This window comes from Oceanobacter mangrovi, from assembly GCF_019740315.1.
Classification (GTDB): Bacteria; Pseudomonadota; Gammaproteobacteria; order Pseudomonadales; family Oceanobacteraceae; genus Oceanobacter; species Oceanobacter mangrovi.
Genome location: NZ_JAHXZR010000006.1, coordinates 13,765 through 37,400 on the forward strand (window position 1 = coordinate 13,765; position 23,636 = coordinate 37,400).

The 23,636-nt window shown below is 53.6% G+C and carries 24 protein-coding genes; 11 read left to right on the forward strand and 13 right to left on the reverse strand.

All coding sequences use genetic code 11. From position 1 onward, the window contains the following. Positions 1 to 9: 9 nt before the first annotated feature. Complete coding sequence (locus tag K6123_RS13325) at positions 10 to 651, forward strand: hypothetical protein (RefSeq protein WP_221798536.1); 642 nt, start codon at positions 10 to 12, stop codon at positions 649 to 651. Between the two features lie 88 nt (positions 652 to 739). Here the strand turns inward: K6123_RS13325 and K6123_RS13330 are convergent, their stop codons facing one another. After that, positions 740 to 1,054 carry an SCP2 sterol-binding domain-containing protein gene (locus K6123_RS13330; RefSeq protein WP_221798538.1) on the reverse strand — a complete coding sequence of 105 codons (315 nt, stop codon included), beginning with the start codon at positions 1,052 to 1,054 and terminating at the stop codon, positions 740 to 742. 191 nt (positions 1,055 to 1,245) lie between these two features. Between K6123_RS13330 and sohB the strand changes: the two genes are divergently transcribed. Beyond that, positions 1,246 to 2,307, forward strand: a complete 1,062-nt coding sequence (sohB, locus tag K6123_RS13335) for a protease SohB (RefSeq protein ID WP_221798540.1) — start codon at positions 1,246 to 1,248, stop codon at positions 2,305 to 2,307. A gap of 181 nt (positions 2,308 to 2,488) precedes the next feature. Here the strand turns inward: sohB and K6123_RS13340 are convergent, their stop codons facing one another. The 6 genes from K6123_RS13340 to metH form a co-directional block, all read right to left on the reverse strand. Further along, positions 2,489 to 3,649: a cation:proton antiporter domain-containing protein gene (locus tag K6123_RS13340; protein ID WP_221798542.1), complete on the reverse strand. Its 1,161-nt coding sequence runs from the start codon at positions 3,647 to 3,649 to the stop codon at positions 2,489 to 2,491. A 186-nt stretch (positions 3,650 to 3,835) separates the two neighbouring features. Then, complete coding sequence (locus tag K6123_RS13345; RefSeq protein WP_246624795.1) at positions 3,836 to 4,330, reverse strand: DUF934 domain-containing protein; 495 nt, start codon at positions 4,328 to 4,330, stop codon at positions 3,836 to 3,838. Further along, positions 4,314 to 5,981 (reverse strand): nitrite/sulfite reductase, encoded by a 1,668-nt coding sequence (locus tag K6123_RS13350; protein ID WP_221798544.1) that lies wholly within the window; start codon positions 5,979 to 5,981, stop codon positions 4,314 to 4,316. Before K6123_RS13350 ends, K6123_RS13345 begins: the two co-directional genes overlap by 17 nt. A 186-nt stretch (positions 5,982 to 6,167) precedes the next feature. Next, complete coding sequence (locus tag K6123_RS13355; protein WP_221798546.1) at positions 6,168 to 6,917, reverse strand: glycerophosphodiester phosphodiesterase family protein; 750 nt, start codon at positions 6,915 to 6,917, stop codon at positions 6,168 to 6,170. A gap of 1 nt (position 6,918) precedes the next feature. Next, positions 6,919 to 8,277 (reverse strand): MATE family efflux transporter, encoded by a 1,359-nt coding sequence (locus K6123_RS13360; RefSeq protein WP_221798549.1) that lies wholly within the window; start codon positions 8,275 to 8,277, stop codon positions 6,919 to 6,921. A 3-nt stretch (positions 8,278 to 8,280) separates the two neighbouring features. Then, complete coding sequence (gene metH, locus K6123_RS13365) at positions 8,281 to 11,988, reverse strand: methionine synthase (protein ID WP_246624796.1); 3,708 nt, start codon at positions 11,986 to 11,988, stop codon at positions 8,281 to 8,283. Positions 11,989 to 12,145: 157 nt separating this feature from the next. On the opposite strand from metH, the gene nfuA reads away from it, so the two are divergent. Next, positions 12,146 to 12,736, forward strand: coding sequence for a Fe-S biogenesis protein NfuA (gene nfuA / locus K6123_RS13370; RefSeq protein ID WP_221798553.1), 591 nt, complete (start codon positions 12,146 to 12,148; stop codon positions 12,734 to 12,736). Between the two features lie 57 nt (positions 12,737 to 12,793). On the opposite strand, the gene K6123_RS13375 is transcribed toward nfuA, so the two are convergent. Next, a complete protein-coding gene (locus K6123_RS13375) occupies positions 12,794 to 13,084 on the reverse strand; it encodes a PilZ domain-containing protein (RefSeq protein ID WP_221798555.1) in 291 nt (96 codons plus the stop codon). Positions 13,085 to 13,294: 210 nt separating this feature from the next. Here K6123_RS13375 and K6123_RS13380 point away from each other — a divergent pair, with 210 nt between their 5' ends. The 7 genes from K6123_RS13380 (at position 13,295) to K6123_RS13410 (ending at position 18,482) form a co-directional block, all read left to right on the forward strand. Then, entirely contained in the window at positions 13,295 to 14,467 is a 1,173-nt protein-coding gene (locus tag K6123_RS13380; protein WP_221798557.1) for a PP2C family protein-serine/threonine phosphatase, read from the forward strand. Beyond that, positions 14,464 to 14,955: an STAS domain-containing protein gene (locus K6123_RS13385; RefSeq protein ID WP_221798559.1), complete on the forward strand. Its 492-nt coding sequence runs from the start codon at positions 14,464 to 14,466 to the stop codon at positions 14,953 to 14,955. Before K6123_RS13380 ends, K6123_RS13385 begins: the two co-directional genes overlap by 4 nt. 70 nt (positions 14,956 to 15,025) lie before the next feature. Next, positions 15,026 to 16,051, forward strand: a complete 1,026-nt coding sequence (locus K6123_RS13390; protein ID WP_221798560.1) for an NAD(P)H-dependent glycerol-3-phosphate dehydrogenase — start codon at positions 15,026 to 15,028, stop codon at positions 16,049 to 16,051. 17 nt (positions 16,052 to 16,068) lie between these two features. Beyond that, the gene (locus K6123_RS13395; RefSeq protein WP_221798563.1) at positions 16,069 to 16,401 is read left to right on the forward strand and encodes a DUF4389 domain-containing protein; all 333 of its coding nucleotides are present in this window, start codon (positions 16,069 to 16,071) and stop codon (positions 16,399 to 16,401) included. A gap of 19 nt (positions 16,402 to 16,420) precedes the next feature. Then, a complete protein-coding gene (gene sixA / locus K6123_RS13400; protein ID WP_221798564.1) occupies positions 16,421 to 16,882 on the forward strand; it encodes a phosphohistidine phosphatase SixA in 462 nt (153 codons plus the stop codon). Positions 16,883 to 16,926: 44 nt separating this feature from the next. Further along, positions 16,927 to 17,760, forward strand: a complete 834-nt coding sequence (locus K6123_RS13405) for an alpha/beta fold hydrolase (RefSeq protein ID WP_221798567.1) — start codon at positions 16,927 to 16,929, stop codon at positions 17,758 to 17,760. Next, positions 17,757 to 18,482, forward strand: a complete 726-nt coding sequence (locus K6123_RS13410) for a lipoprotein intramolecular transacylase Lit (protein WP_221798569.1) — start codon at positions 17,757 to 17,759, stop codon at positions 18,480 to 18,482. The genes K6123_RS13405 and K6123_RS13410 overlap by 4 nt, the downstream gene beginning before the upstream one ends. 18 nt (positions 18,483 to 18,500) lie before the next feature. On the opposite strand, the gene K6123_RS13415 is transcribed toward K6123_RS13410, so the two are convergent. The 5 genes from K6123_RS13415 to K6123_RS13435 all read right to left on the reverse strand — a co-directional run bounded on the left by K6123_RS13415 (position 18,501) and on the right by K6123_RS13435 (position 22,669). After that, positions 18,501 to 19,133 carry an RluA family pseudouridine synthase gene (locus tag K6123_RS13415; RefSeq protein ID WP_221798571.1) on the reverse strand — a complete coding sequence of 211 codons (633 nt, stop codon included), beginning with the start codon at positions 19,131 to 19,133 and terminating at the stop codon, positions 18,501 to 18,503. Positions 19,134 to 19,170: 37 nt separating this feature from the next. Next, positions 19,171 to 20,526 carry a prephenate-dependent tRNA uridine(34) hydroxylase TrhP gene (gene trhP / locus K6123_RS13420; protein ID WP_221798573.1) on the reverse strand — a complete coding sequence of 452 codons (1,356 nt, stop codon included), beginning with the start codon at positions 20,524 to 20,526 and terminating at the stop codon, positions 19,171 to 19,173. Positions 20,527 to 20,604: 78 nt separating this feature from the next. After that, entirely contained in the window at positions 20,605 to 21,120 is a 516-nt protein-coding gene (locus tag K6123_RS13425; RefSeq protein ID WP_221798575.1) for a hypothetical protein, read from the reverse strand. Continuing rightward, complete coding sequence (locus K6123_RS13430) at positions 21,117 to 22,232, reverse strand: class I SAM-dependent methyltransferase (RefSeq protein WP_221798577.1); 1,116 nt, start codon at positions 22,230 to 22,232, stop codon at positions 21,117 to 21,119. Before K6123_RS13430 ends, K6123_RS13425 begins: the two co-directional genes overlap by 4 nt. Further along, a complete protein-coding gene (locus tag K6123_RS13435) occupies positions 22,232 to 22,669 on the reverse strand; it encodes a dihydrolipoyllysine-residue succinyltransferase component of 2-oxoglutarate dehydrogenase complex (protein ID WP_221798579.1) in 438 nt (145 codons plus the stop codon). Before K6123_RS13435 ends, K6123_RS13430 begins: the two co-directional genes overlap by 1 nt. A gap of 21 nt (positions 22,670 to 22,690) precedes the next feature. On the opposite strand from K6123_RS13435, the gene K6123_RS13440 reads away from it, so the two are divergent. Further along, the gene (locus K6123_RS13440; RefSeq protein ID WP_221798581.1) at positions 22,691 to 23,629 is read left to right on the forward strand and encodes an AEC family transporter; all 939 of its coding nucleotides are present in this window, start codon (positions 22,691 to 22,693) and stop codon (positions 23,627 to 23,629) included. Positions 23,630 to 23,636 lie beyond the last annotated feature (7 nt).

Consider the following 23,636-nt stretch of genomic DNA (forward strand, 5'->3'; position numbering starts at 1 on the left):
ATGTAGCACATGTTACTGGGGACGCTCACGGCAGTATTTGCAGGGATCATCGTTGTTATTCTGGTTGTCGTGGGCATCATGTGGCTCGGCAAGCCCTGGTTTATACAATGGCTGAAGGGCACCGCGGGCATTCTAATGCTGTTTGGCGGCGTCATCATCGTTTACAGCATTCTTGATTTGATCACCTACAAGCAGGCAGCGCTTGAACCGCCTGCACTGACCGTTACAACCTACCGCACTGGCGATCAAACCTACGACGTCAGCCTGGTAGATCAGGAGGGTACTGAACAACGTTTTGTGTTGCGTGGCGATCAATGGCAGCTGGACGCGCGCATGCTGCGCTGGACCGGTCCAATTGCTTCCCTTAACGCTTATCCACTGTATCGCTGGGATCGCCTGTCTGGGCGTTATTTGTCGCTGGAGCAACAGCGCAGCGAAGAACATTCAGCCTACAGCTTGGCTGAAAAAAGCCAGGTCGATCTATGGTCGGCTTTCGCAAAAATCGGGTTTTGGCTGAAAGCCGAGATGGGCAGCGCGGTATTTATGCCAATGGCTAACGGCGCCACATTCGCCGTATTTGTAACCAATGATGGTGTGGTGACTGAACCAGTCAATGCGGTTGCGGAAAAGGCCCTAAAAGGCGAGTGGTAAGAAACATGAGCAACAACAGCAGATTGAAGACATAAAAAAACGGGCCATGGCCCGTTTTTTTATGCTTGTCGAAAAGATCCCTCGGGTATCAGTTCGGGAACAACTCACCAATCTTGGTGGCCAGCATCATATCGCCTTCAACTCGCAACTGACCGGACATAAAGGCCTGCATGCCATCGGTTTCGCCAGTAGCAATACCTGCCAGTGTCTCGGTATTCATAATCAGGGTAACGTCGGCATCATCATGCTCGCCTTCACCAAACTCACATGCGCCGTCTTTTACCGTGATGTAATAGTCATCACCGTCTTCGATACTGAACTGGAATACAGCGTTCAGATCATCAGCCGCATCAGAGTCAAAACGGCTGTTCAGGGTATTGATGATTTCAGAAACGGAAGTCATTGCTGGGTCCTTATTGTTGATTTTGCAGCGACTCGTCGATCAGCGACGTGGTTCGTTGTGTTAAACGCCACTCTAGGCTTCTCTGCGAGGGGTGTCAACCGGGTTTCATACGGGCGTTTGAATTTACTCGGTCGTTTTGTTGCCGCCGCTCTTCAGTTAAACTAGCGGTTTTAATCGACGAGAGTGCCTGAGTGGAATTTCTATCTGATTACGGCTTGTTTCTCCTGAAAACCATCACCATGGTCGGGGCGCTGGTAATTGTTCTGGCAGTGATTGCCAGTATCAGCATGAGGAACCGCCATCGCACGGACGGCGAACTGGTCGTGAAGCGTCTCAACGACGATATTGAGGACTTCAAAACCACCCTTGAAGAAGCCTTGCTGGACGAACACGAATACAAACAACTGCAAAAAAAGCGCGAAAAAGAAGAGAAGGAAAAAGCCAAGGCGGACAAAAAGCGTACCCGCGATGGCCTTGAATCCTCCGAAGTCAAAAAGCGCGTGTTTGTGCTCGACTTCAACGGCGACGTCAAAGCTTCGGAAGTCGATTTGCTGCGCCACGAAATCACTGCAGTACTGACCGAAGCCGACAAGGACGACGAAATTGTGCTGCGACTGGAAAGCCCGGGCGGTATGGTTCACACCTATGGTCTGGCAGCATCACAACTCAAGCGCATCCGCGACAAGGGCATTCAGTTGACTATTTGTGTTGACGAAGTGGCGGCCAGTGGCGGTTACATGATGGCTTGCCTCGGTAACAAGATCGTTGCCGCGCCATTCGCACTGATCGGCTCTATTGGCGTATTGGCGCAGATCCCCAACTTCAGCCGTTTACTGAAAAAGCACGATGTTGACTACGAACTGTTCACAGCCGGTGAATACAAACGCACGGTAACCATGTTCGGCCGCAACACTGCCAAGGCACGGGAAAAATTCCAGTCAGACCTGGAGGAAACCCATGAGCTGTTCCGTCAGCACGTGCAGAAGTTCCGTCCGCGTCTGGATGTGAACGCAGTTGCCAATGGTGATGTCTGGTACGGTCAGCAGGCCCTGGAGCTGCGCCTGATCGACGAAATCGGCACCAGCGATGATTACATCGTTAACGCCTGTGCCAAGGCCGATGTTTACAGCATCCGTTACGAATATCGCAAGAGCCTGCAAGAGAAGCTGGGTGTTGGTGTTCAGGCTGCCATTGAGAAAGCGACCACCACCATTCTCGGTCGCATCCAGCAACAAAACATCAGCAAGAGCTGAAAATAAAAAAAGCGGGCATAGTCCTAATGCTGCTCACTTAACAAATCCACGTCATCACGGACGCGAAGCAGATTCGGGATCCATAGGGCGGTGAATTTCCCATCGCCACATGGATTAAGCTCGTATGGCAGGCGTCATTTATTAGGTATAGCCCGCTTTTTATCCCCGCTATCCCGCCTTATCAATCCCGCCGCAATTTCTCGGAAACCGCAATCGGATTCGGGTAGTTGAATACCACAATATAACTGCTGGCGACGAAAGTAATGATCGCCGTGGCCTGAATCAGCAGTGAGCCTTGTGCGCTCAGTAAGCCGCCCTCGGCAGCCACAAAGGCAATTAACAATGAGAACTCGCTGATCTGACCAAGACGAAATCCTACGTCCCAGGCGAGGCTGGTTTTTTCACTGAATTTTTGCAGCAAGACCCGGAAAGTCACAGGTTTCAGAGCCAGTACCAGCGCCGCCAGCGCGACTGAGGCGAAAGCAACCGTCGATAGCAGGCCCAAATCCAGTCGTGCCCCTAGCGCGAAAAAGAACAACACCAGAAAGAAATCCCGCAAAGGTTTCAGACTAATCGCAATAAACTGGGCAATGGGACTGGTGGCCAGGGTAATACCAGCGATAAAGGCCCCGATTTCATAGGTCAGTCCCGCCAGTTTGGCCGCTTCGGCTACCGCCAGACACCAGCCGATAGCCAGAATAAACAGGTATTCCTGATAACGATCGAAGCGGGTAATCAGTGGCAAGATCACCCATTTAACGGCGTAATACGCCACCGCAATCACCACCGGCAGTGCCAGGAATGGTTGCCATACCGGCATCTCACCATCACCCCTCATAACGCCCAGCAGAATCAGAGTGAAAATCGCCAGCATGTCCTGCAACAGCAGCAAGCCGACCATCAATTCGCCCATGTGCTTGTGGTGCAGCACGGTTGTTGGTAACAGCTTGAGGCCAATAATGGTACTGGAAAATATCAGTGCCAGACCGACCACCACAGCGTCCATTTGTGGATAGCCGAATGCCAGTGTTAAGCCATAGCCGCCGACAAAAAACACCAGTGAGCTCACCAGCCCAACGGTTGACGCCTGCCGCAGGACCGCCAGCAAGGCCCGTGGCTGCATATCCAGCCCCAGCAAGAACAACAGGAAAATAATGCCGATGTGCGACATTTCTTCCAGCTGCTCCGGATGTTCAATCCAGCCCATGCCGAATGGACCAACAATGGCCCCCAGACCAATGTAGGCGATCAATACCGGCTGTTTGGTATAAAGCGCAAAGGTCGCCAGCAACGAGGCTCCGGCAAAGATCAGGAAAATGGAAAAGACAATGTCTTGCTGCATATTGGGCTCCTTGCTTATTCCCATGCAGATTACGTGAATGCGGCTATTTACGCCAATACAGGCCGAATGACAGAAAGATAATCCGGACGTTGAGCAGATGGCGACAGATAATCTGGCAGGGGCATTAACAGCTGAAACAGGAAGGAAGAGGAGAGCTGCCAGCCTGAAAGACTGGCAGCAGATCGATCAACGGCTGACGCGATTAAACAGCGGCTTGTCGTTATCAACCGCAGCCTGATAAGGCTGGCTAAAGCTGCTGAACGCGGCCAGCGCATTGGCTTCGTTCTGATCTTCACGCAGGGCGTAGGAGCTGAAGCCACAACGCTTCATAAAGAACAACTGGTCGATCAGCACATCGCCAACGGCGCGCAGGTCACCGGCATAGTGGTACTGTTCACGCAACAGGCGCGCAGCGGAATAACCACGACCATCAGTGAATTTCGGAAAATCCACGCTAATGACCGCAAAGTTGCGGCACTGTTCAGCCACCAAGTCAGCGGTTTGATCACTGTTCAGATACAGACCCAGCTTGCCACGGGATGCCAGTGGTTGCAGTTCAGCCTGCTGATGAATCCAGCGATCCAGGCTGATCAGGTTGTATTCCTGCACCATCTCATCATCAGCAACGACCACCCATGGATCGTCATTGGTAAATGCGCCGCTTTTAATCAGCTTTGCCATAAACGGTCTCCTTGAATGTGTCGTGACCAATACGCTTGTAGGATTCCAGGAAGCTTTCGCCATCGATACGTTTTTCAACGTACAGCTGCAGTACCTTGGCAATCACATCCGGCACCTGGGCGCGGGAGAATGATGGACCAAGGATTTTGCCGATAGAGGCTGCGCCGCGGCCGCCAGAGTTGCCACCAAGGGAAACCTGGTAGAATTCTTCGCCCTTCTTGTCGACACCCAGAATGCCGATGTTGCCGATATGGTGGTGGCCACAGGCATTCATACAGCCGGAAATGTTGAGGTCGATTTCACCGATATCATACTGGAAGTCGATATCGTCAAAACGAACCTGCAGATCTTCTGCAACCGGAATCGACTTGGCATTGGCCAGCGCACAGAAATCACCGCCAGGGCAGCAAATCATGTCAGTCAGCAGTCCCAGCGATGGTGTCGCCAGGCCCAGTGCCTTGGCTTGTTGCCAGAGGGTAAACAGCTGACGCTGCTCAACGTTTGGCAACACCAGGTTTTGCTGGTGCGTGGAACGCAGGTCGCCAAAGCTGAACTGGTCAGACAGGTCCGCTACTGCGTCCATCTGGGCGTCAGTCACATCACCAGGCGCCGTGCCTTTTTGCTTCAGGGTCAGGGTAACAACCGCATAACCAGCTTGCTTGTGCTCGCGCACGTTGCGCTCCAGCCAGCGAGCAAAAGCCGGATTTTCGGCTTTGGCGTTAACCAGTTCGGCCGGGTTGTTTTCCAGTGCCGCGTATTCCGGATCGATAAAATGCTGCTTGACGCGATCCAGCTCAACCTGAGTCAGCCTGGTAGCAGAATCCTTGATACGATCCCATTCAGCTTCGACCAGTTCTTTCATGCGCTCGATACCCAGCGCCTTGGTCAGAATCTTGATGCGGGCCTTGTATTTGTTGTCACGACGACCGAACTGGTTGTAGACGCGAATGGCGGCTTCCAGGTAGGTCAGCAGGTCCTGTTCTGGCAGGAAATCACGAATGACTTCACCCAGAATTGGCGTACGACCCAGGCCGCCACCAATCAGGATGCGATAGCCCAGCTCACCAGCTTCGTTGCGAATGATGTGAACGCCGATGTCGTGCACAAAAGTCGCGGCGCGGTCAGAGCCTTCAACAGCATTAACGGCGATCTTGAACTTGCGTGGCAGGAAGGCAAATTCCGGGTGGAAGGTCGACCACTGACGGATAATTTCACAGTACGGACGTGGATCGACCAGCTCTTCGGCAATCACACCGGCGTATTCGTCGGTAGTGGTATTACGGATACAGTTGCCACTGGTCTGTACAGCGTGCATCTGCACTTCGGCCAGCTCAGCCAGAATTTGTGGACAGTCTTTCAGCTCTGGCCAGTTGAACTGGATATTCTGGCGAGTCGAAAAGTGGCCATAACCCTTGTCGTAGTCACGGGCGACCTTGGCCAGTGCGCGCAGCTGCTTGCTGTTCAGGGTGCCGTAAGGAATGGCAACACGCAGCATGGGTGCATAGCGCTGCACATAAATGCCGTTTTGCAGTCGCAGTGGCAGGAATTCGTCTTCAGCGATCTCGCCGGCAAAATAACGCTCAGTCTGTTGTTTGAACTGGGCTACACGCTCGTTGAGGATCTGCTGATCGTACTCGTCGTATTGGTACATAGCGTCTCGGTTGCTTGGCTGGGCGCAAGGCGCCTGTGTATGCAAACGGCGAACGGGCTTCGCCGCTATTATTCTGATGGCTGCGAACATTACCAAAGCCGCTTTATTCTTAAAACGACTATTTACCTATATGGTAATTACTTTTCCGTCTTAGTTCGTTCGGCCAAACCGAATAGCAAATGATTCTTATCGAGCCGTTTCAGAAGCGCCAGACAGCAGGGCAGGATAGTCACTGAAGACCGCATCAATTCCCATATTGAAGAGGGATTCCGCCTGAATAGCCGAATTGACGGTATAGCACCGCAGTTGGTAACCCAGCGACTTCAGCTCAGCCACCGCAACCTCATCCACCAGCTCGGCGCAGAAGTGCAATCCTTCACACTGCAAGGCGGCCAGTCGGGCAGCGGCGTCAACGGCAATGGCTTCGGTAAGCAAGGCGCGTTGAAGCCCGGGATGACATTCGCGCGCCAGCTGTAAGGACAGGGGATTAAAGGAACTGAACAGGATTTGATCCGCCTGCAGGGCGGTATGCTCAAAAGCCCACTCCAGCGCGCGATGAATTGCTGCAGCCGTCTCCGGCTCACGGCCCAATACCGGTTTGATTTCCAGGTTCAGGAACATGTGATGGCGCGCAGCCCAGTCGAGCACCTCAGTCAGGGCAGGAATCGTGGCACCAGTAAACTGCTCCGAAAACCAGCTGCCCGCATCAAGGGCTTTCAACTCGGCCAGCGACTGTCTGATCAGCCAGCCGGAGCCATTGGTGCAGCGTCGCAGAATTTCATCGTGGAAAATTACCGCTTCGCCATCAGCACTGACGGCAACATCCATTTCCAGCCAGCGTTGACCATGTTGGCGCGCCAGTTCAAACGCCTGCAGGGTATTTTCCGGCGCCATCGCACTGGCACCACGATGACAAATCAACGAGCTGGTCTGCATGTTACACCTGTATCTGGGTCCATTGGCGACGTTGCCAGATAATACTGTAGATCAGCGACAAACCGGTACGCTGAACCCCTTGCAAAATCCACACGCCAAGCAAACCAAACCCCATCACCGGACCGACCAGCCAGGCCAGTGGCAAAAATACACACCACTGCATCATAAGATTAATCTTCATTACCTTGCTGCTGGCACCGGCTCCGAGCAATGCCTGGGTCAACACCATTGCAGTCACCTCAAAGGCGATAAATACTCCGGTCACCTGCAAGGGGTGAATGCCCGCAGCGATGAGGGCGGGCTCATCAGTGAAAATGCGCAGAATCAGTTCCGGGAACAGCCACAAGGGGACGCCGATCAGGGCAATCACCAGGCTGGCAACCCGTACCACTTCCCAGCCCCAGCGATGGGCATCCTGATGATTACCAGCCCCCAATGAATGACTGACCAAACTGGTAGCGGCGATCCCCATCCCAACCGCTGGCAGGATCAGCACCAGCTGCAGCGAAATCAGAATATGGCCGATAGCCTGTTCTACTGTGCCGATCTGGCCAATGATCCAGAAAAACACACTGATGCCGAGTGCAAACAGGGTTTGCTGAACCGAATTGGGCCAGGCCAGACTGCCAAGCTGGCGCAGGGTTCTTTTGGTCGGCAGTTCAACATTGCCAAGCTTGTGGCGCTGCTTGCGGAAGGTCATCCAGGCGTACATGGCAGTGCCACACACCAGTGCCATTGCGGTGCCAATGCCCGAGCCAACAGCACCCAGTCCAGCCCAGTCTCCAAGGCCGAACACCAGCGCATAGCTGAGAGATACATTGATAAAATGCATTGCCAGCAAAATAATCAGATAGTGACGGGTTTCGCCAATACCACTCCAGTAACCGCGATAAACAAAGTTCATCGACACCGCCATCAAGGCTGCAGTGCGCCACTGAAAGTAGGGTGTGGCAATGGCAGCAACATCCGGATTGTCAGTGAGGGCGGGCATCAGCCAGGGGGCCAGAAAAATAAACAGCAACGTCAGCGGAGCGGCAATGGCGCAGGCCAGAAACAGCCCCGCCATTAATGGCTCATGCAGGCGTTCGGTATTACCGGCTCCCTGACGCCGGGCCACCAGCGCCTGCACGGCAGCAGACAGGCCCATCACCATCGAAACCATCACAAATGAGGCGTAGCCACCAATACCAACCGCCGCCAGCGCAGCATCGCCCAGGCGGCCCACCATGGCAGCATCGATCAGATTGATCAGGCTCTGGGACAGCATGGCGCCGATGATCGGTAGGCCGATGCCAAAGATGCGCTGAACACGCTGCGGCTCAAGCCGCAGCAGGGTTCCCAGCCAATGACTGACGGGCATGAATCAGCGGTCGTAGCTCAGGTTTGGCGACAGCCAGCGCTCCATGGTTTCAACATCCATGCCTTTGCGAGCCGCAATGTCTTCCACCTGATCCTTGTCGATTTTGCCAAGGCCGAAGTATTTGGCTCCCGGGTGGCCGAAGTACCAGCCACTAACAGACGCTGCCGGTGACATGGCGAAGTTTTCGGTCAGGAATACTCCGGTGTTGGCTTCCGCATCCAGCAGGCTGAACAGGGTCGCTTTTTCGGTGTGATCCGGACAGGCCGGGTAGCCTGGTGCCGGACGAATACCCTGATATTTTTCCTTGATCAGGGCTTCGTTATCCAGTTGTTCGTCGGCTGCATAACCCCACAGTTCCTTGCGCACTTTTTCGTGCATGCGCTCGGCAAAGGCTTCCGCCAGACGGTCGGCTAGCGCCTTGATCATGATGCTGTTGTAGTCATCGTGGTTGGCGTCGAACTGTTTCGCCAGGCCTTCTGCCTCGATACCGGCAGTCACCACAAAGGCGCCCAGGTAATCCTGTTTGCCATTGATCAGTTTTTCTTCCGGGGTGACAAAGTCGGCCAGCGAATAGTTTGGCTGGTCGTTTGGCTTGTCGGTCTGCTGACGCAGGTGGTGCAGTACTGCCAGCTCTTCCGTCGGGTTCTGCGGGTTGAAGATCACAGTGTCGTCGTTGCCGCGTTTGGCAGCAGGCCAGAGACCAACCACAGCACGAGCGCGGAACAGTTTTTCGTCAACGATGCGCTTCAGCATCAGCTGGGCATCCTTGAACAACGCCGTAGCGGACTCGCCAACCACTTCATCTTCCAGAATGCGCGGGTATTTGCCCGCCAGCTCCCAGGACATAAAGAAGGGTGTCCAGTCGATGTAGTTCACCAGCTCGGCAACGTCGTAGTGATCGTAAACCGTCACACCCAACTGCTTCGGTGCGACTGGCTGATAGGCGTCCCAATCACAGGTAAAGGCATTTTCAGCGGCTTTGTCATAGGTCAGCAGCGCTTTCGCCTTACGATTGGCGTTACGCTCACGCACGTGGATGTATTCGTCACGGGTTTCCTGGATAAAGGTTTTCTTGGCTTCCGGGGTCACCAGCTTCTGGGCGACCCCGACAGCGCGGGAGGCATCCGCCACATAGACGGCGATGTCGTTCTGGAATTGCGGCTCGATCTTCACTGCTGTGTGGGCTTTGGAAGTGGTCGCACCACCAATCATCAGTGGCAGATGGAAGTTCTGACGCTGCATCTCACGAGCAACATGAACCATTTCATCCAGTGATGGGGTGATCAGGCCGGACAAGCCAATAATGTCGACGTTTTCTTCTTTGGCGATCTTGAGGATTTTCTCGGCCGGAACCATTACGCCCAGGTCAATCACCTCGAAGTTATTGCACTGCAGCACCACACCCACGATGTTCTTGCCGATGTCGTGAACGTCGCCTTTTACCGTCGCCATCAGGATCTTGCCCTGCGACTCGGACTTGCCGTCTTTTTCAGCTTCAATAAATGGCAGCAGATAGGCAACCGCCTGCTTCATAACGCGGGCGCTTTTCACTACCTGTGGCAGGAACATCTTGCCGGATCCAAACAGGTCACCAACCACGTTCATGCCGTCCATCAACGGACCTTCGATCACCTCAATAGGGCGATCGAACATCTGGCGGGCGGCTTCGGTATCTTCTTCGACGTAGGCGTTGATGCCTTTCACCAGGGCGTGAGTCAGACGCTCAGCCACTGGCAGTGAACGCCATTCCTCACTTTCTTTCTCAGCGACAGAGCCATCACCGCGATAGTTATCAGCAACTGCCAGCAGGCGATCGGTAGCGTCGTCACGACGGTTCAGTACCACGTCTTCAACCAGCTCTTTTAATTCGGCTGGCAGGTCGTCGTATACCGCCAGCTGACCAGCGTTAACGATGCCCATGCTCATGCCGTTTTTGATAGCGTGGTATAGGAATACGGAGTGGATGGCTTCACGTACCGGGTTGTTGCCACGGAAAGAGAAGGAGACGTTGGAAACACCACCGGAAATCTTCGCAAACGGCAGATTTTCAGTGATGTATTTACAGCTATTAATGAAGTCAACAGCGTAGTTGTTGTGCTCTTCAATACCGGTCGCTACCGCAAAAATGTTCGGGTCGAAAATGATGTCTTCCGGCGGGAAGCCAACTTCATCGACCAGGATGCGGTAGGAGTTTTCGCAGATTTCGTTTTTGCGGGCTTCGGTGTCGGCCTGGCCTTGTTCGTCGAACGCCATGACCACCACGGCAGCGCCAAATCGCATACAGGATTTGGCCTTGGCGATAAATTCTTCCTTGCCTTCCTTCAGCGAGATAGAGTTCACCACCGCCTTGCCCTGAATGCACTTCAGACCGGCTTCGATGATGTCCCACTTGGAGGAGTCGACCATGATGGGCACGCGAGCAATGTCTGGCTCGGAGGCGATCAGGTTAAGAAAACGTACCATCGCGCCCTTGGAGTCCAGCATGCCTTCGTCCATGTTGATGTCGATGACCTGGGCACCGTTTTCAACCTGTTCGCGAGCAACCTGCAACGCCTGGTCATAGTTCTCTTCAACAATCAGGCGCTTGAATATGGCCGAGCCAGTCACGTTGGCGCGCTCGCCCACGTTTACAAACAGACTGGTGTCGTCAAAGTTGAATGGCTCCAGGCCAGCCAGGCGACAGGCGGGCTTGATCTCAGGAATCTTGCGCGGCGCATGTTTACTGACGGCTTCTGCCAGCGCCTTGATGTGGCCAGGAGTGGTGCCACAGCAACCACCGAGAATGTTGAGGAAGCCGCTTTGAGCGAATTCTTCAACGATGACAGCCATTTCTGCTGGCGTCTGATCGTATTCGCCAAATTCGTTGGGCAGGCCCGCATTCGGGTGGGCGGAAATAAAACAGTTGGCCTTGGCAGACAGTTCTTCGACGTGCGGGCGCAACTCTTCAGCACCGAGCGCACAGTTCAGACCAATCGACAGCGGCCGGGCATGGGCAACTGAGTTGTAGAAGGCTTCGGCGGTCTGACCGGACAGAGTACGGCCAGAAGCGTCAGTAATGGTGCCGGAAATCATGATCGGCAATTCTTCGCCACGGGCTTCAAAAACACCCTGTACCGCATAAATGGCAGCCTTGGCGTTGAGGGTGTCGAAAATGGTTTCGATCAGAATAATATCCGCGCCGCCGTCCATCAGGCCTTCAGTGGCTTCGGTATATTCCTCAACCAGCTGATCAAAGGTAATGGCACGGAAACCCGGGTCGTTCACATCCGGAGAAATTGAACAGGTTTTTGAGGTTGGGCCAAGCACGCCCGCAACATAACGCTGCACGCCGGTTGTCGCGGTAACTTCGTCACACACGCGGCGGGCGAGGGCCGCAGCTTCGCGGTTCAGCTCGGGGACCAGTTCTTCCAGATGGTAGTCAGCCTGGGAAACCCGGGTGCTGTTAAAGGTGTTGGTTTCAATAATGTCCGCACCGGCGTCCAGATACTGGCGGTGAATACCGGCAATAATGTCTGGTTGCGTCAGCACCAGCAGGTCATTGTTGCCTTTTACTTCCTGGCTCAGTTCGGCAAAACGCTCACCGCGGTAATCTTTCTCTTCCAGCTGGTGTGACTGGATCAGAGTGCCCATACCACCGTCCAGAATCAGAATGCGTTCCTGGATGGATTGTTTCAGTTGCTGGATGCGTTGCTGGCGACTGTTGTTAGGCATTGGGTATCGACTCACTTGTGACATCGGACATCAAAGAAAAATGGCGCAGGATTGTATCAGAGGTGACACAGCTTGTCTTTTCCAACCATTTTGGTTGGGTATTTCGTCTGCCGCCCCCATTCGCTACAATAGCGCCACGTTTAAAGGAATTTTTGAAATGACCGAATACCTGACCATTACCCCGGATGCTGAAGAGTATCTGGCTGATTTGCTTGTCAAACAGAATGTCGAGGGCATGGCTGTACGTGTCTTCATCACCCAGCCGGGCACGCGTTACGCGGAGACCTGTCTGGCCTACTGCCGTCCTGAAGAAGTGAACACCACGGACGAAGTACAGCAAATGGAGAAGCTCAAGGTATTCGTTGAGGCCATGAGCATTCCTTACCTTGAAGAAGCGACCATCGATTTCGCCAAGGATCGTATGGGTGGCCAGCTGACCATCAAGGCGCCCAACGCCAAGATGCCAAAAGTAACTGCCGACAGCCCGGTGGAAGAGCGCATCAATTATTTGCTGTACACCGAGATCAACCCAGGACTGGCTTCTCATGGCGGTGAAGTCAGCCTGGTTGAGCTGACCAGTGACGGTATCGCCATCCTGAAGTTCGGCGGCGGCTGCCAGGGTTGCAGTGCTGTGGATATGACCCTGAAAGACGGTGTTGAAGCCACCATGGTTGCTCGCATCCCGGAAGTCAATGGCGTGCGTGACGTAACCGACCACACCCAGACCGAAAACGCCTACTTCAAATAAGTTGGCTCGGGTCGAATAAAAAACGGGGAATCATCCCCGTTTTTTATGCTGTTGTTTTTATCTGACCTCATCAAACCGGACTGCCACTTCCTCCTTGTGGTCATCCACATCACTGACTCGAATCACGGTAAAGTCTGCTTCCAGTGGCGCCGTATGACCACCACCACTCTGAATTTCAACGATACCCTTGTCGCCATCCGCAAGTCCGGTAGGGGATTGTGAAATCATCCGTGCTCCAGTGCTGGAAAGATCCACACAGGTCACCGCCAGTTCAACACCGTTGACGCTGATTTTGGCGTTTGTCTCTACCGTCATACGTCGAAAGTCCCGTTTTTCGGAATGGTACATTGGGTGCTCCTGAGTGACTTTTTGAGGTTTGCCAAAGAGTATAGTTAAGAATAGTCGTGCCATATGCGGATTTGGGATTGCGTGGCATGAGTTGAGGCGTTAGTGTTCGCACGTTTGAAGGGGGCTCTGGCTGGCAGATTCCCGAGGCTGATCCAAACTGTATATTGTTACGCCTGCTTTGTTACCTTGCTGAATATTCCGGAGATACAGATGACCGCAACCGTGTTGGTCATTGATGACGACCCCAGTGTTCTGGATAGCGTTGCCGCCTTCCTGCTTGACTATGAATACCAGGTTGAGACTGCCGACAGTGCCGAAGCGGCCTGGGGAGTGCTGGGCCGAACCCCGATTGATGTTGCTATCTGCGATCTGCGCATGCCTGGCGTCAGCGGTATCGAATGGCTCGAACAGCTGAAACTGAAACAGCCATCCATTCCTGTGATTGTCGTGTCTGGTGCCGGTGTAATGGACGACGTCGTCAAGGCGTTGCGACTCGGTGCCGATGACTTTCTGGTAAAACCCATACTCGATCTTGAAGTGCTGCACCATTCGGTGAAACGCGCACTCGAACGAGTAGAACTGCAACGCCAGAACGAGTCCTACCGCAACTACCTTGAAAAAACCAACTTTGAATTAAAAGAAGGCCTGGAAGAATTGCGTCGCGACCAGCTGGCCGGTCGCCAGATCCAGATGCGCATGCTGCCGGACCCACTGGAATTCCAGGGTTTTGAGTGCGACCACAAGCTCTACACTTCCTTGCTGCTGAGCGGCGACTTTCTTGATTATTTCGAACTTGGTGAGCATCGGCTGGTGTTCTACATTGCCGACGTCTCTGGCCACGGCGCCTCGTCTGCCTTTGTGACTGTATTGCTGAAAAACCTGTCCTATCGCTTGCGGCGTAATTATCGCCGCGGTTCCAGTGACGACCTGCTGTTTCCGGCACGGGTACTGGAACGCATAAATTCGGAAATGCTGGCCACCGGACTGGATAAGCACCTGACCATTTTCTATGGTCTGATAGATACCCAACAAGGCACCCTGCAATACAGCGTGGGCGGCCATCTGCCCATGCCGGTGCTGCTATCGGCAAACGATTGCCACTATCTGGAAGGCCGAGGCATGCCGGTTGGCATGTTCGCCGAAGCGGAATACCAGAACCGCACAGTGGAACTACCGGACAACTACCGGCTTCTACTGTTTTCTGACGGCATTCTTGAAGTCTTGCCGCCAAAAGAGCTGGAAGACAAGGAATCCGCACTGCTGCAATTGATTGAGCAGCAAAAAGGCAGCCTGGAAGGGCTCGCCCACGAACTCGCATTGGATAGCCTTGAAGAAGTACCAGACGATATCGCCATGTTGGTGATTGGTAGGGGAGCCATATGACGGCAGGTCAAATTGAAGTGGCGCAGCAAGAAGGCGTACAGATCATCCGCTTGCAAGGGGATGTGCGACTCAACCTGTGTACCGCGTTTGAGCGTTATATCAAAGACGAGTTGTCAGAGAAGCCGTTCAACAACATTCTCATCGACCTATCCGGTGCCGAAGGCATCGACAGCACCTCGCTGGGGCAGCTGGCTAAAATCGCCATTCTTGGCCGTCAGCGTTACGGTATTATGCCAACTGTGTATTCGCCGCGATCCGGCATTACCCGTATCCTGATGAGCATGGGGTTCGATGCCGTGTTTCATATCATTGAAGCGCCGTTTAATAACGAAGCCGAATTTCGCGAATGGGTAGACGACACCATTGATGAAGAACAAGCCAGAGAGCATGTTATCTCTGCACATCGGGTGTTGATGGATCTGAACGAAACCAATCGCCAGACATTCAGCGAGCTGGTTGAAACCCTCGAGTGCAGCAAGCACTTCTGAAACGAGTAACAGGGCCAGCAATCGTGTGCGGCCTTGTTGTCAACAGAGAACAATTCCAAGGGAGGAAGTAGTGGCAATCCAACGCGCAGCCGTTATCGGTGGTGGCAGTTTTGGAACCGTTGTCGCCAATATTCTGGCCGACAACCATGTAGATTCAACCCAGTGGCTTCGCAATGAAGATATTGCGAACAGCATCAACCAACTCCACACCAACGAGCAGTATCTGCCTGGTATTGCACTCAATCCAGCCCTGAAAGCCACCACGGATATTGCTGACGCCATTGCTGGTGCCGACGTGATTTTTGTCTCAGTACCGAGCAAATCCGTACGTCAGGTGCTTGGCAGTCTGGCAGGTCTGGTAACGCCAAATCAGGCACTGGTCAGCACCACCAAGGGTATTGAGCCGGAGCAATTCCTGCTGATGAGTCAGGTCATCAGTGAGATGTTTCCCAACAATCCGGTTGGCGTGCTGAGCGGCCCAAATCTGGCAAAGGAAATTGCCCGCAAGGAGTTGGCTGCAACCGTGATTGCCAGCGAAAACAGCGACCTGCGTCGGGATACCCAGGAAGCCCTGAGCTGTGATTATTTCCGTGTCTACGCCTCCAATGACGTTTTTGGCGTTGAGCTGGGTGGTGCGCTGAAAAACATTTACGCCATCGTGTCAGGCTTTGTTGCTGCACTGGGAATGGGTGAAAACACCAAAAGCATGATCATCACCCGCTCACTGGCGGAAATGAGCCGTTTTGCCGAAGCGATGGGAGCCAACCCGTTAACCTTCCTCGGCCTCGCCGGTGTTGGTGACCTGGTAGTGACCTGTATGTCACCACTGAGCCGCAACTATCGGGTCGGCTATGCTATTGGCAGTGGCAAAAATCTCGAACAGGCAATCGACGAATTGGGCGAAGTCGCCGAAGGTGTCAATACCTTGCGCTATGTCAGGGCCAAGGCTGCAGAATGGGGTATCTATATGCCCTTGGTGATGGGCGCGTACGAATGTTTATTTAACGGCGCCAATCCAGCTGTTGTAGCACAGGGATTGATGACGGGCGAAGCGGCGTCCGATGTAGAATTTGCCTTACCCAAACATGAAATTTGAATTCAGAGATTGTGGATATGAGTAAAGGTAGCTTCCAATCCAGTGTGACCTCCGAGAGCTTCTGGTTCCGGACCCTCTACACAGTGATTTTTTTTGTGGTTGTTCGCATTCTTGATCTGATTCTTTTGGTTGCGACGATTGTGCAGTGGCTTGCACGGCTGTTTTCTGGAGAGGTAAGTTCCAGTGTTGCCAGATTCAGCTATTCGCTCGGCTTGTATTACCAGCAGGTGGTGCACTACCTGACAGGCTGTAGCGATGAAAAGCCATTTCCTTTCTCGGACTGGCCCGAGCCTGCACCTCAGCAGGCAGCAGAGGCTGAATCAGCCGTCGACAAGGATGCCGCAGCCTAACCATTAAGGCGGTTGATTTGTGAAAATCTGCGTAGTTCGTCATGGCTCTGCCATGGCAGGCCAGCTGGATGACGTAAGCAGAGGGCTGACGGAATCCGGCTTGCGTGAAGTAGTCATGGCAGGAAAATGGCTGGCAAGCCAGCAGTGGAACAACCCGGTCATTTGGGCCAGCCCATACCATCGCGCCCAACAAACTGCAGCTGCCATCAGCGAGGCCAGTGGTCTCGATGTTGACACTCACCCGACACTGGTGCCTTCCGCCGACGTTCAGCCGATCCTGGACGACCTGGTGCAACAACAACGCGATCTGATTCTGGTATCTCACCTGCCACTGGTTGGCCGCCTGGCTGCCACCCTGATTGATGGTCAGGCCTATGATCAACCCTGGTCGCCAGCAGAATGCTGGGTGCTTGAGGGTGATATCGCTGCTGCCGGTTGCATGTCTGTTGCAGCGGTGTGGTACCCTGCGCTGGAGCGCTGATCCCAACCATTCGGCGTTCCTCATGCAATTGCGCAGGACAATGAATGAAAGAACGCCTTTTCTCCGTCGATGGTCATCAACTGGCTGCACTTGAATACGGCAGCGAATTTTCATCGCTGGCCGTTGCCATTCATGGCTGGCTCGACAACGCCGCCAGCTTCTGGCGACTCAGCCAACATCTGCAATGCCGCATTATTGCACTCGATCTGCCAGGCCATGGCAATTCGGACTGGCTGGCCGACGGCTATACCATCTGGCGTCATGCGGAAATTGTTTGCGCTTTCGTGCAGCAGTACTGCGAGGTGGCGCCGCACTTGATTGGTCATTCACTGGGCGGCGGTATTTGCAGCATGGTTGCAGGTACGCTGGGCGAGCAGATTGCCAGCCTTACCCTGATTGACAGCATAGGGCCAATGACCACAGAAGGCGTATTGGCGGCTGAAACCTTCCAACGTTACGTTCGCAGCAAAGCCAGCAAGGCTCGCTTTGCCCGTTACGACGATGAACAACAAGCCCTGGCCAGTCGCTTGCGCCATGGAGCTGGTATCACGCCAGCCGCACTTCTGCCGATCGTTCGCCGCGGCTTGCGCGCCGATGCCAATGGCGTCAGCTGGAAAATGGACCCTCGTCTGAAACAACCGTCACCTGTGCGCCTCACGCCAACCATGCTGGAAAGCTTTTTAAGCTCAATCCAGGTTCCGGTTTTGGCCGCCAGGGCCCGCGATGGTCTTTACGATGCGGACACTTTCGAACGCCTGGCAGGTTATATTCCGGACTGTCGCATTCTGGTCACTGATGGCCATCATCATTTTCATCTTGAAGACGATGGCTGCAAGGCACTGTCGCCAGCCATTCAGCAATTGACAGGAATCCAATGACTCATCGTGTTTCGCAGCCGCTCTGGTTGATTGTGCTACTGGCAGGCTTGCTGGCCTCAGTCAGCTTGTCCTGGTTCGGCATGGGCAAGGTCCATTACGGTTTTTCATACTGGTATGACTTCTACGGCATCGAGGCCCATATCGACAAATACGGCCCACAAAATCGCTACATTCGCGGCCTGGAAAGCGTCTCACCGATAGAGCATATCCGCCTGTTCAATGAGATAAGCGATGCCGTCCACAATCATGGCGAAGGCCTGAAAAGCATCAGCTTTGAGCGCTGGGGCCATCAGACCCGCTTGCTGCGCAAACCTGAAGTTCAGCACCTGCAAGATGTTGCTGATTTGATTGACGTACTACGTATTGCTGCGATTATCAGCGGGCTGATCTGTGTTGTCGGCAGCGCTGCATTGCTTGGCCTGAAGACCAGACCATCCTGGGCCATTCAGGGTGGCTTACTGCTATTCCTGATTGCAGGAATCACAGCAGCAGTGCTGATAACAGGCCCGCTAAAGGTGTTCTATTTCCTGCACGAGCATATATTCCCACCCGATCACGCCTGGTTTTTCTATTATCAGGATTCTCTGATGGCAACCCTGATGAAGGCGCCGGATTTGTTCGGAGGTATTGCAGCGGTAATTGCAATAGCAGGAGTGGTGCTGTTTGGTGGCTATTTATGGCTGCTGCTGCGGGCAGCAGCATGGCGCAACCGTCAGGTATAAACCTGACGGCCGTTGGCATCAGAAGGGCGCAGGGCAGACAATGTCCATACGCTCGCCCGTGCGAGGGTGATCGAACGATAATTCGCGCGCATGCAGATGCATGATGGGCGTGCGCTCCTCACTGTAATCCTTGCTGTAAAAAGGATCGCCGACAATCGGGTGACCAATCTGCTGCATATGCAAACGCAGCTGGTGTGAGCGCCCGGTTTTCGGATACAGCTCAACACGGGTAAAAACACCGTCTTCTGTGGTTTCAATTGCCAGTTTTTTCCAGCGGGTGAGAGCATAGCGGCCATCCACATGAGCAATTTTCTGCAGTGGGCGATTGGGCCAGTCAACAATAATTGGCATGTTAACCGTGCCCTGGTTGCCTTTCACAATACCACTAACACGCGCTTCATATACCTTGCGGGTTGTCTGCTTTTCAAATTGCTGTTGCACCGCAGTCAGGTCTTTTTTGCTGCGGGCGTAAACAATAATGCCAGAGGTGTCACGGTCAAGCCGGTGAATGATGTGCATTTCACCAAGCAAGGCCTCCAGCCGACCAAAGGCCGAATCCTTGTTGTGCAGGCCCGGAACGCTGAGCAAGCCGGATGGTTTGTTCAGGATGACGATGGCGTCATCCTGATAAATAATTTGATCTTGAATCATGTCTATCCAGTCAGTTCTGATCGATGACCGCTGCGAGTCAGGCTTGATCCGGCAAATTGCGAATCAGCATGGCGTTTTCCATATTAAAGTTCAGCGCCGCTGGCGGAATTTCAATGCTGACCTTGAAGCCGGAGCCTGGCGCATCCTGCCGAGGCTCGCCTTTCTTGTCGACAATAGATTCCAGTCGGAACGGCACATTACCGTCGCGGGTCATCAGTTCCAGCTCATCACCACATTCAAAGCGGTTGCGCACGTCGATATGCAGTCGATCACCCTCACGACCCAGTACTTCACCCACAAACTGCTGGGTGGTGCTGGTTGAGACACCACGCTCGTAGTTCTGATATTCATCGTGTACGTGACGGCGGAAAAAGCCTTCGGTGTAGCCACGGTTGGACATGTGTTCGAGGGTGTCCATCAGGCCAATATCAAATGAGCGACCGGCAATGGCATCATCAATTGCCTGACGATAAGCCTGGGCGGTACGCGCAGCATAGTAGTGGGATTTGGTACGACCTTCGATTTTAAGCGAATCCACGCCAATTTCGACCAGCTTCTGTACGTGCTGAATCGCCCGCAGATCACGGGAATTCATGATGTAAGTGCCGTGCTCGTCTTCAAAGGCTGGCATGTACTCGTTCGGACGCGAGCCTTCCTGCAGCAGGAAGATCTGGTCAGATGGCTTGCCTTCGCCCAACGTCGGTATATCGCCGCCCAGTGCGTTCGGGTCAAACTCAATTACCTGGGCCGGAATTACATCACCGCTATCGGTTTCCCTGGCTTCGTGAGCATCATACTTCCAGCGACAGGCGTTGGTGCAGGTACCCTGGTTTGGATCCCGGTGGTTCATGTAGCCAGACAGCAGGCAACGGCCAGAGTAGGCAATACACAATGCGCCATGCACAAAAACTTCCAGTTCCATTTCCGGACAGCGCTGCTTGATTTCGGCAACTTCATCCAGAGACAGCTCGCGCGACAGAATGATCCGGCTGACACCCTGACGACGCCAAAACTCTACCGCGGCGTAGTTCACCACGTTGGCCTGGACAGACAGGTGAATTTCGGTTTCCGGCCAACGATCCTTGACCATCATGATCAGACCCGGATCAGACATGATCAGAGCATCCGGCTGCATCTCGATCACCGGCTCAATATCACGCATATAGGTGGCAATCTTGGCGTTGTGCGGCGCGATATTGCTGGCCACATAGAATTTTTTACCAAGTTCGTGAGCCCGCTTGATACCCAGTGCTAGGTTTTCGAGGGTAAAGTCGTTGTTGCGTACTCGCAAGCTGTAGCGTGGCTGGCCCGCATAGACAGCATCCGCGCCGTAGGCGAAAGCGTACTCCATGTTTTTCACGGTGCCAGCAGGAGAAAGTAATTCGGTCTTCATAATAATGCCATTGGGTGAGCCGGAGTCCGCCAGGCGGCCTCAACGACGGGTTTGCCAAAGTTGTTGTCAGTATAAAAATTAATCGTCAGCGACGCCAAACAGACTGGTGTCTTGCTGACCCAGCCACTGAAAAAAGTCCTTGCTGACCGGCACCTGGCGAACACTACTCCAGCTGGCGGTGAATTCCTGCAACAGCTCGCTGCTGTATTGTTGCAGGGGCTCCATTTCCGGTTGCATCTCAATCAGGTCGCCAAGAATGTCGTCGATGTACTGGTTCAGCAGACCAACATCGTCGCACTCTTCATCGAACAGGGTTTCAACCGATGCATAGAGTGCCGCCATCGCCAGATCAGCGGCCAGCCAGCCGAGACTGTCGTCGGCTTCCAGCGTTGCGCGCCAGTCGATAAATTCGTTAAAAAACCGCGCCAGATTGTCACGGGATTTCAGCTCACCACGCAAAAAAGCCGTTTGTTTGGACAATAGTTTATTGAACGGCTCACAGTCGCCATTTGACCAGATATCAACATGAATCCGGTTGACGCTGGCAATGACCAGACACCAGGCGCTACGGGCAATGTGATTGGCGAAACTCATGACTTGGCTCCGGAGGCGGGTTGTTTGGCACACAGCCAGACATTGAATTTATTGTTGCTGGCGACCAGCTCTACCTGTCGAAACAGGCGTGCCAGTTCGGCCCGGTAATTAAGATGGCGATTTGCAACGATCAGCAGTCGACCATTCTGTGTCAGCTGTTGGTGACTGTCGCGAAACATGCTTTTGGCGATGTTATCCAGCTGTTTGTGGCCGTCGTGAAAGGGTGGATTACAAATCACCCAGTCGAGATTTTCGGTAACTGCGGCGAGGCTATTGCCATGGCAAACATCAGCAGCCAACCCCAATTGAGTGGCGTTGTGGCGGGCAGATCTTACCGCTGCCAACGAATCGTCGGTCTGGATCAGCTGAATCTCTGGCAGACGGCTTTTCAGCCACAACCCCAGTACACCATTACCACAGCCAAGATCACAAACCTGGCCATGAATATCAGCGAGTTGTTCATGACCCGCCAGGGTTTCAATCATAAAGCGCGCGCCCGGATCGAGACTGTCACGACAGAAAACCCCGGGTAATGCTTCATAGCGCTGCTGTTCGAGGTCATAACCTTGCCAGATCGCTTTGCGCTTTACTGACTTGCGGCTATGAACGCAAATGAGGCGTGCCTTGCGCTGCTGGGGCAATTGCTGATATTCGGCGTACTCAGACTCCAGCCAGTTGAGCCAGCGAACCGGGATGTGCTTACTCATGCCTGCCAACCAAATGCGGGCGTGCGGAAGCAATTCGGCACAGATATCCAGCCACCAGGTCAATTGCTCCAGATTCTTCGGAATCTTGATGGCGACTTGCTGAACATCTCCTGCGACTTGCCTTAAAGCCTCTTCGCCGTCAACCCAACCAACCTCACTTGCCAGCTGGTTAGCCGCCAGATTGGTGGTGGTAGCAAGTTGGCTGCAAGCGCTTTCCAACCAGCCAAAAGCCGATGGCAGGGCACAAGCCAGTGCGCCATGCCGATCATTAAACAGCAGGGTCGTTTGGTCAGAGTTGATGTGCTGCAACAGGTAATCATCCGCTGCATCCCAGGGCAAGCTGACGTGCTCCGGGACAACCGGGAAGCATTTGAGATCGAGGTTTTGTTGAGTCCAGTAAGGCATCAGTAAATGTCTTTGAAATCCTTGCTTTCCAGCTGTTCAAGCAGAGATTTTTCTTTTTCCTTGGGTGCTTTTTCTGGCTCAGCAGCTGCGGGCTTCGGTTTTGACTGGGCCGCAGTCTTCGACTTCGGCTGGGCAGCTTCTTGCTGTTGCTGCTTGACGGACTCCGCCTTGGCATCCGGATTTTCGGCCAGGAATTTTTCATAAACCGAGGCAACGCGGTTTTTGACTCGCTTGCCAGTTTGACGGTCCGCACCAGCTTGCTTCTTGAGCTTGGAGATGCTGCCGGTTTTGACGTTGTGAATACGTTTTAGTGAGCGAGTTTTCTTCAGGCGAGTCATGACAATCGATCCAACAAATTTGGTGGCAAAGTATAGCAACAATCCCATGTTGTTTACATTCATGACGCGTGCTGTACTGTGTCGGCAAATTCGACTCAATAGTCAGGAAACAACCTTAAGATGTACCTTCAATCCCTTGTTTTTACTGCAGAAATTATCCTGCCAGTGTTTTTATTGGCCATTCTTGGCGTGGTTCTGCGCAAGCGCAATATGATTGATGATCACTTTGTCGGGGTTGGATCGAGACTGGTATTTAACCTGACACTGCCGGTATTGGTGTTTCTGGCCATTTCAAAAATCCGTTTTGACTCCGGCACCCACCTGGGATTGATGGGCTTTGTTGCCGCCTCCATCCTGATCGGTTGGCTGTTCTGCATTGGCTGGTCGTATTTCTTTCGGGTCGACAATAGCGATCGCTCAGCTTTTGTTCAGGCGGCATTCCGCGGCAATCTCGGCATTGTGGGTATTGCTACCGTGGTTTATGCCTTCGGCGAAGAAGGGACTCGCGCCGGCGCACTGGTACTGGCGGTAGGAGTGCCGATGTACAACCTGCTGTCGGTCGTTACTCTGGCACAAGGGCAAGGCGTAAACTGGGGTGGTCAAATGATGCTGATCGCCAAAAACCCGTTGATCATTGCCATTGTTGCTGCACTGCCATTCAGCTTTTTTCAGTGGCATTTACCGACACCCATCCAGAATGCAGCGACCAGTCTCGGTCAGATGACATTGCCATTGGCCTTGATCGGTGTTGGCGGGAGTCTTGATTTTCAGGCTTTGCGTCGCGCCAACTGGGTCGCCGTTCAGATCAGCTTGCTTAAGTTGCTGATTCTTCCAGGTGCCAGCGTAATCGCTGCCTGGTGGCTTGGTTTTCGCGGGGTAGACCTTGGTGTGATAGCACTAATGCTGGCCAGCCCAACCGCTGCCGCATCGTTTGTGATGGCGCGTGCCATGGGCGCCAATCACGTACTGACAGCCAACACTATCGCTGTGACAACCCTGGCTTCAATGGTGACCATGGGCGGATTTTTTTATGTCTTGAGCGTTATGTCGCTGGTATAGTGACGTT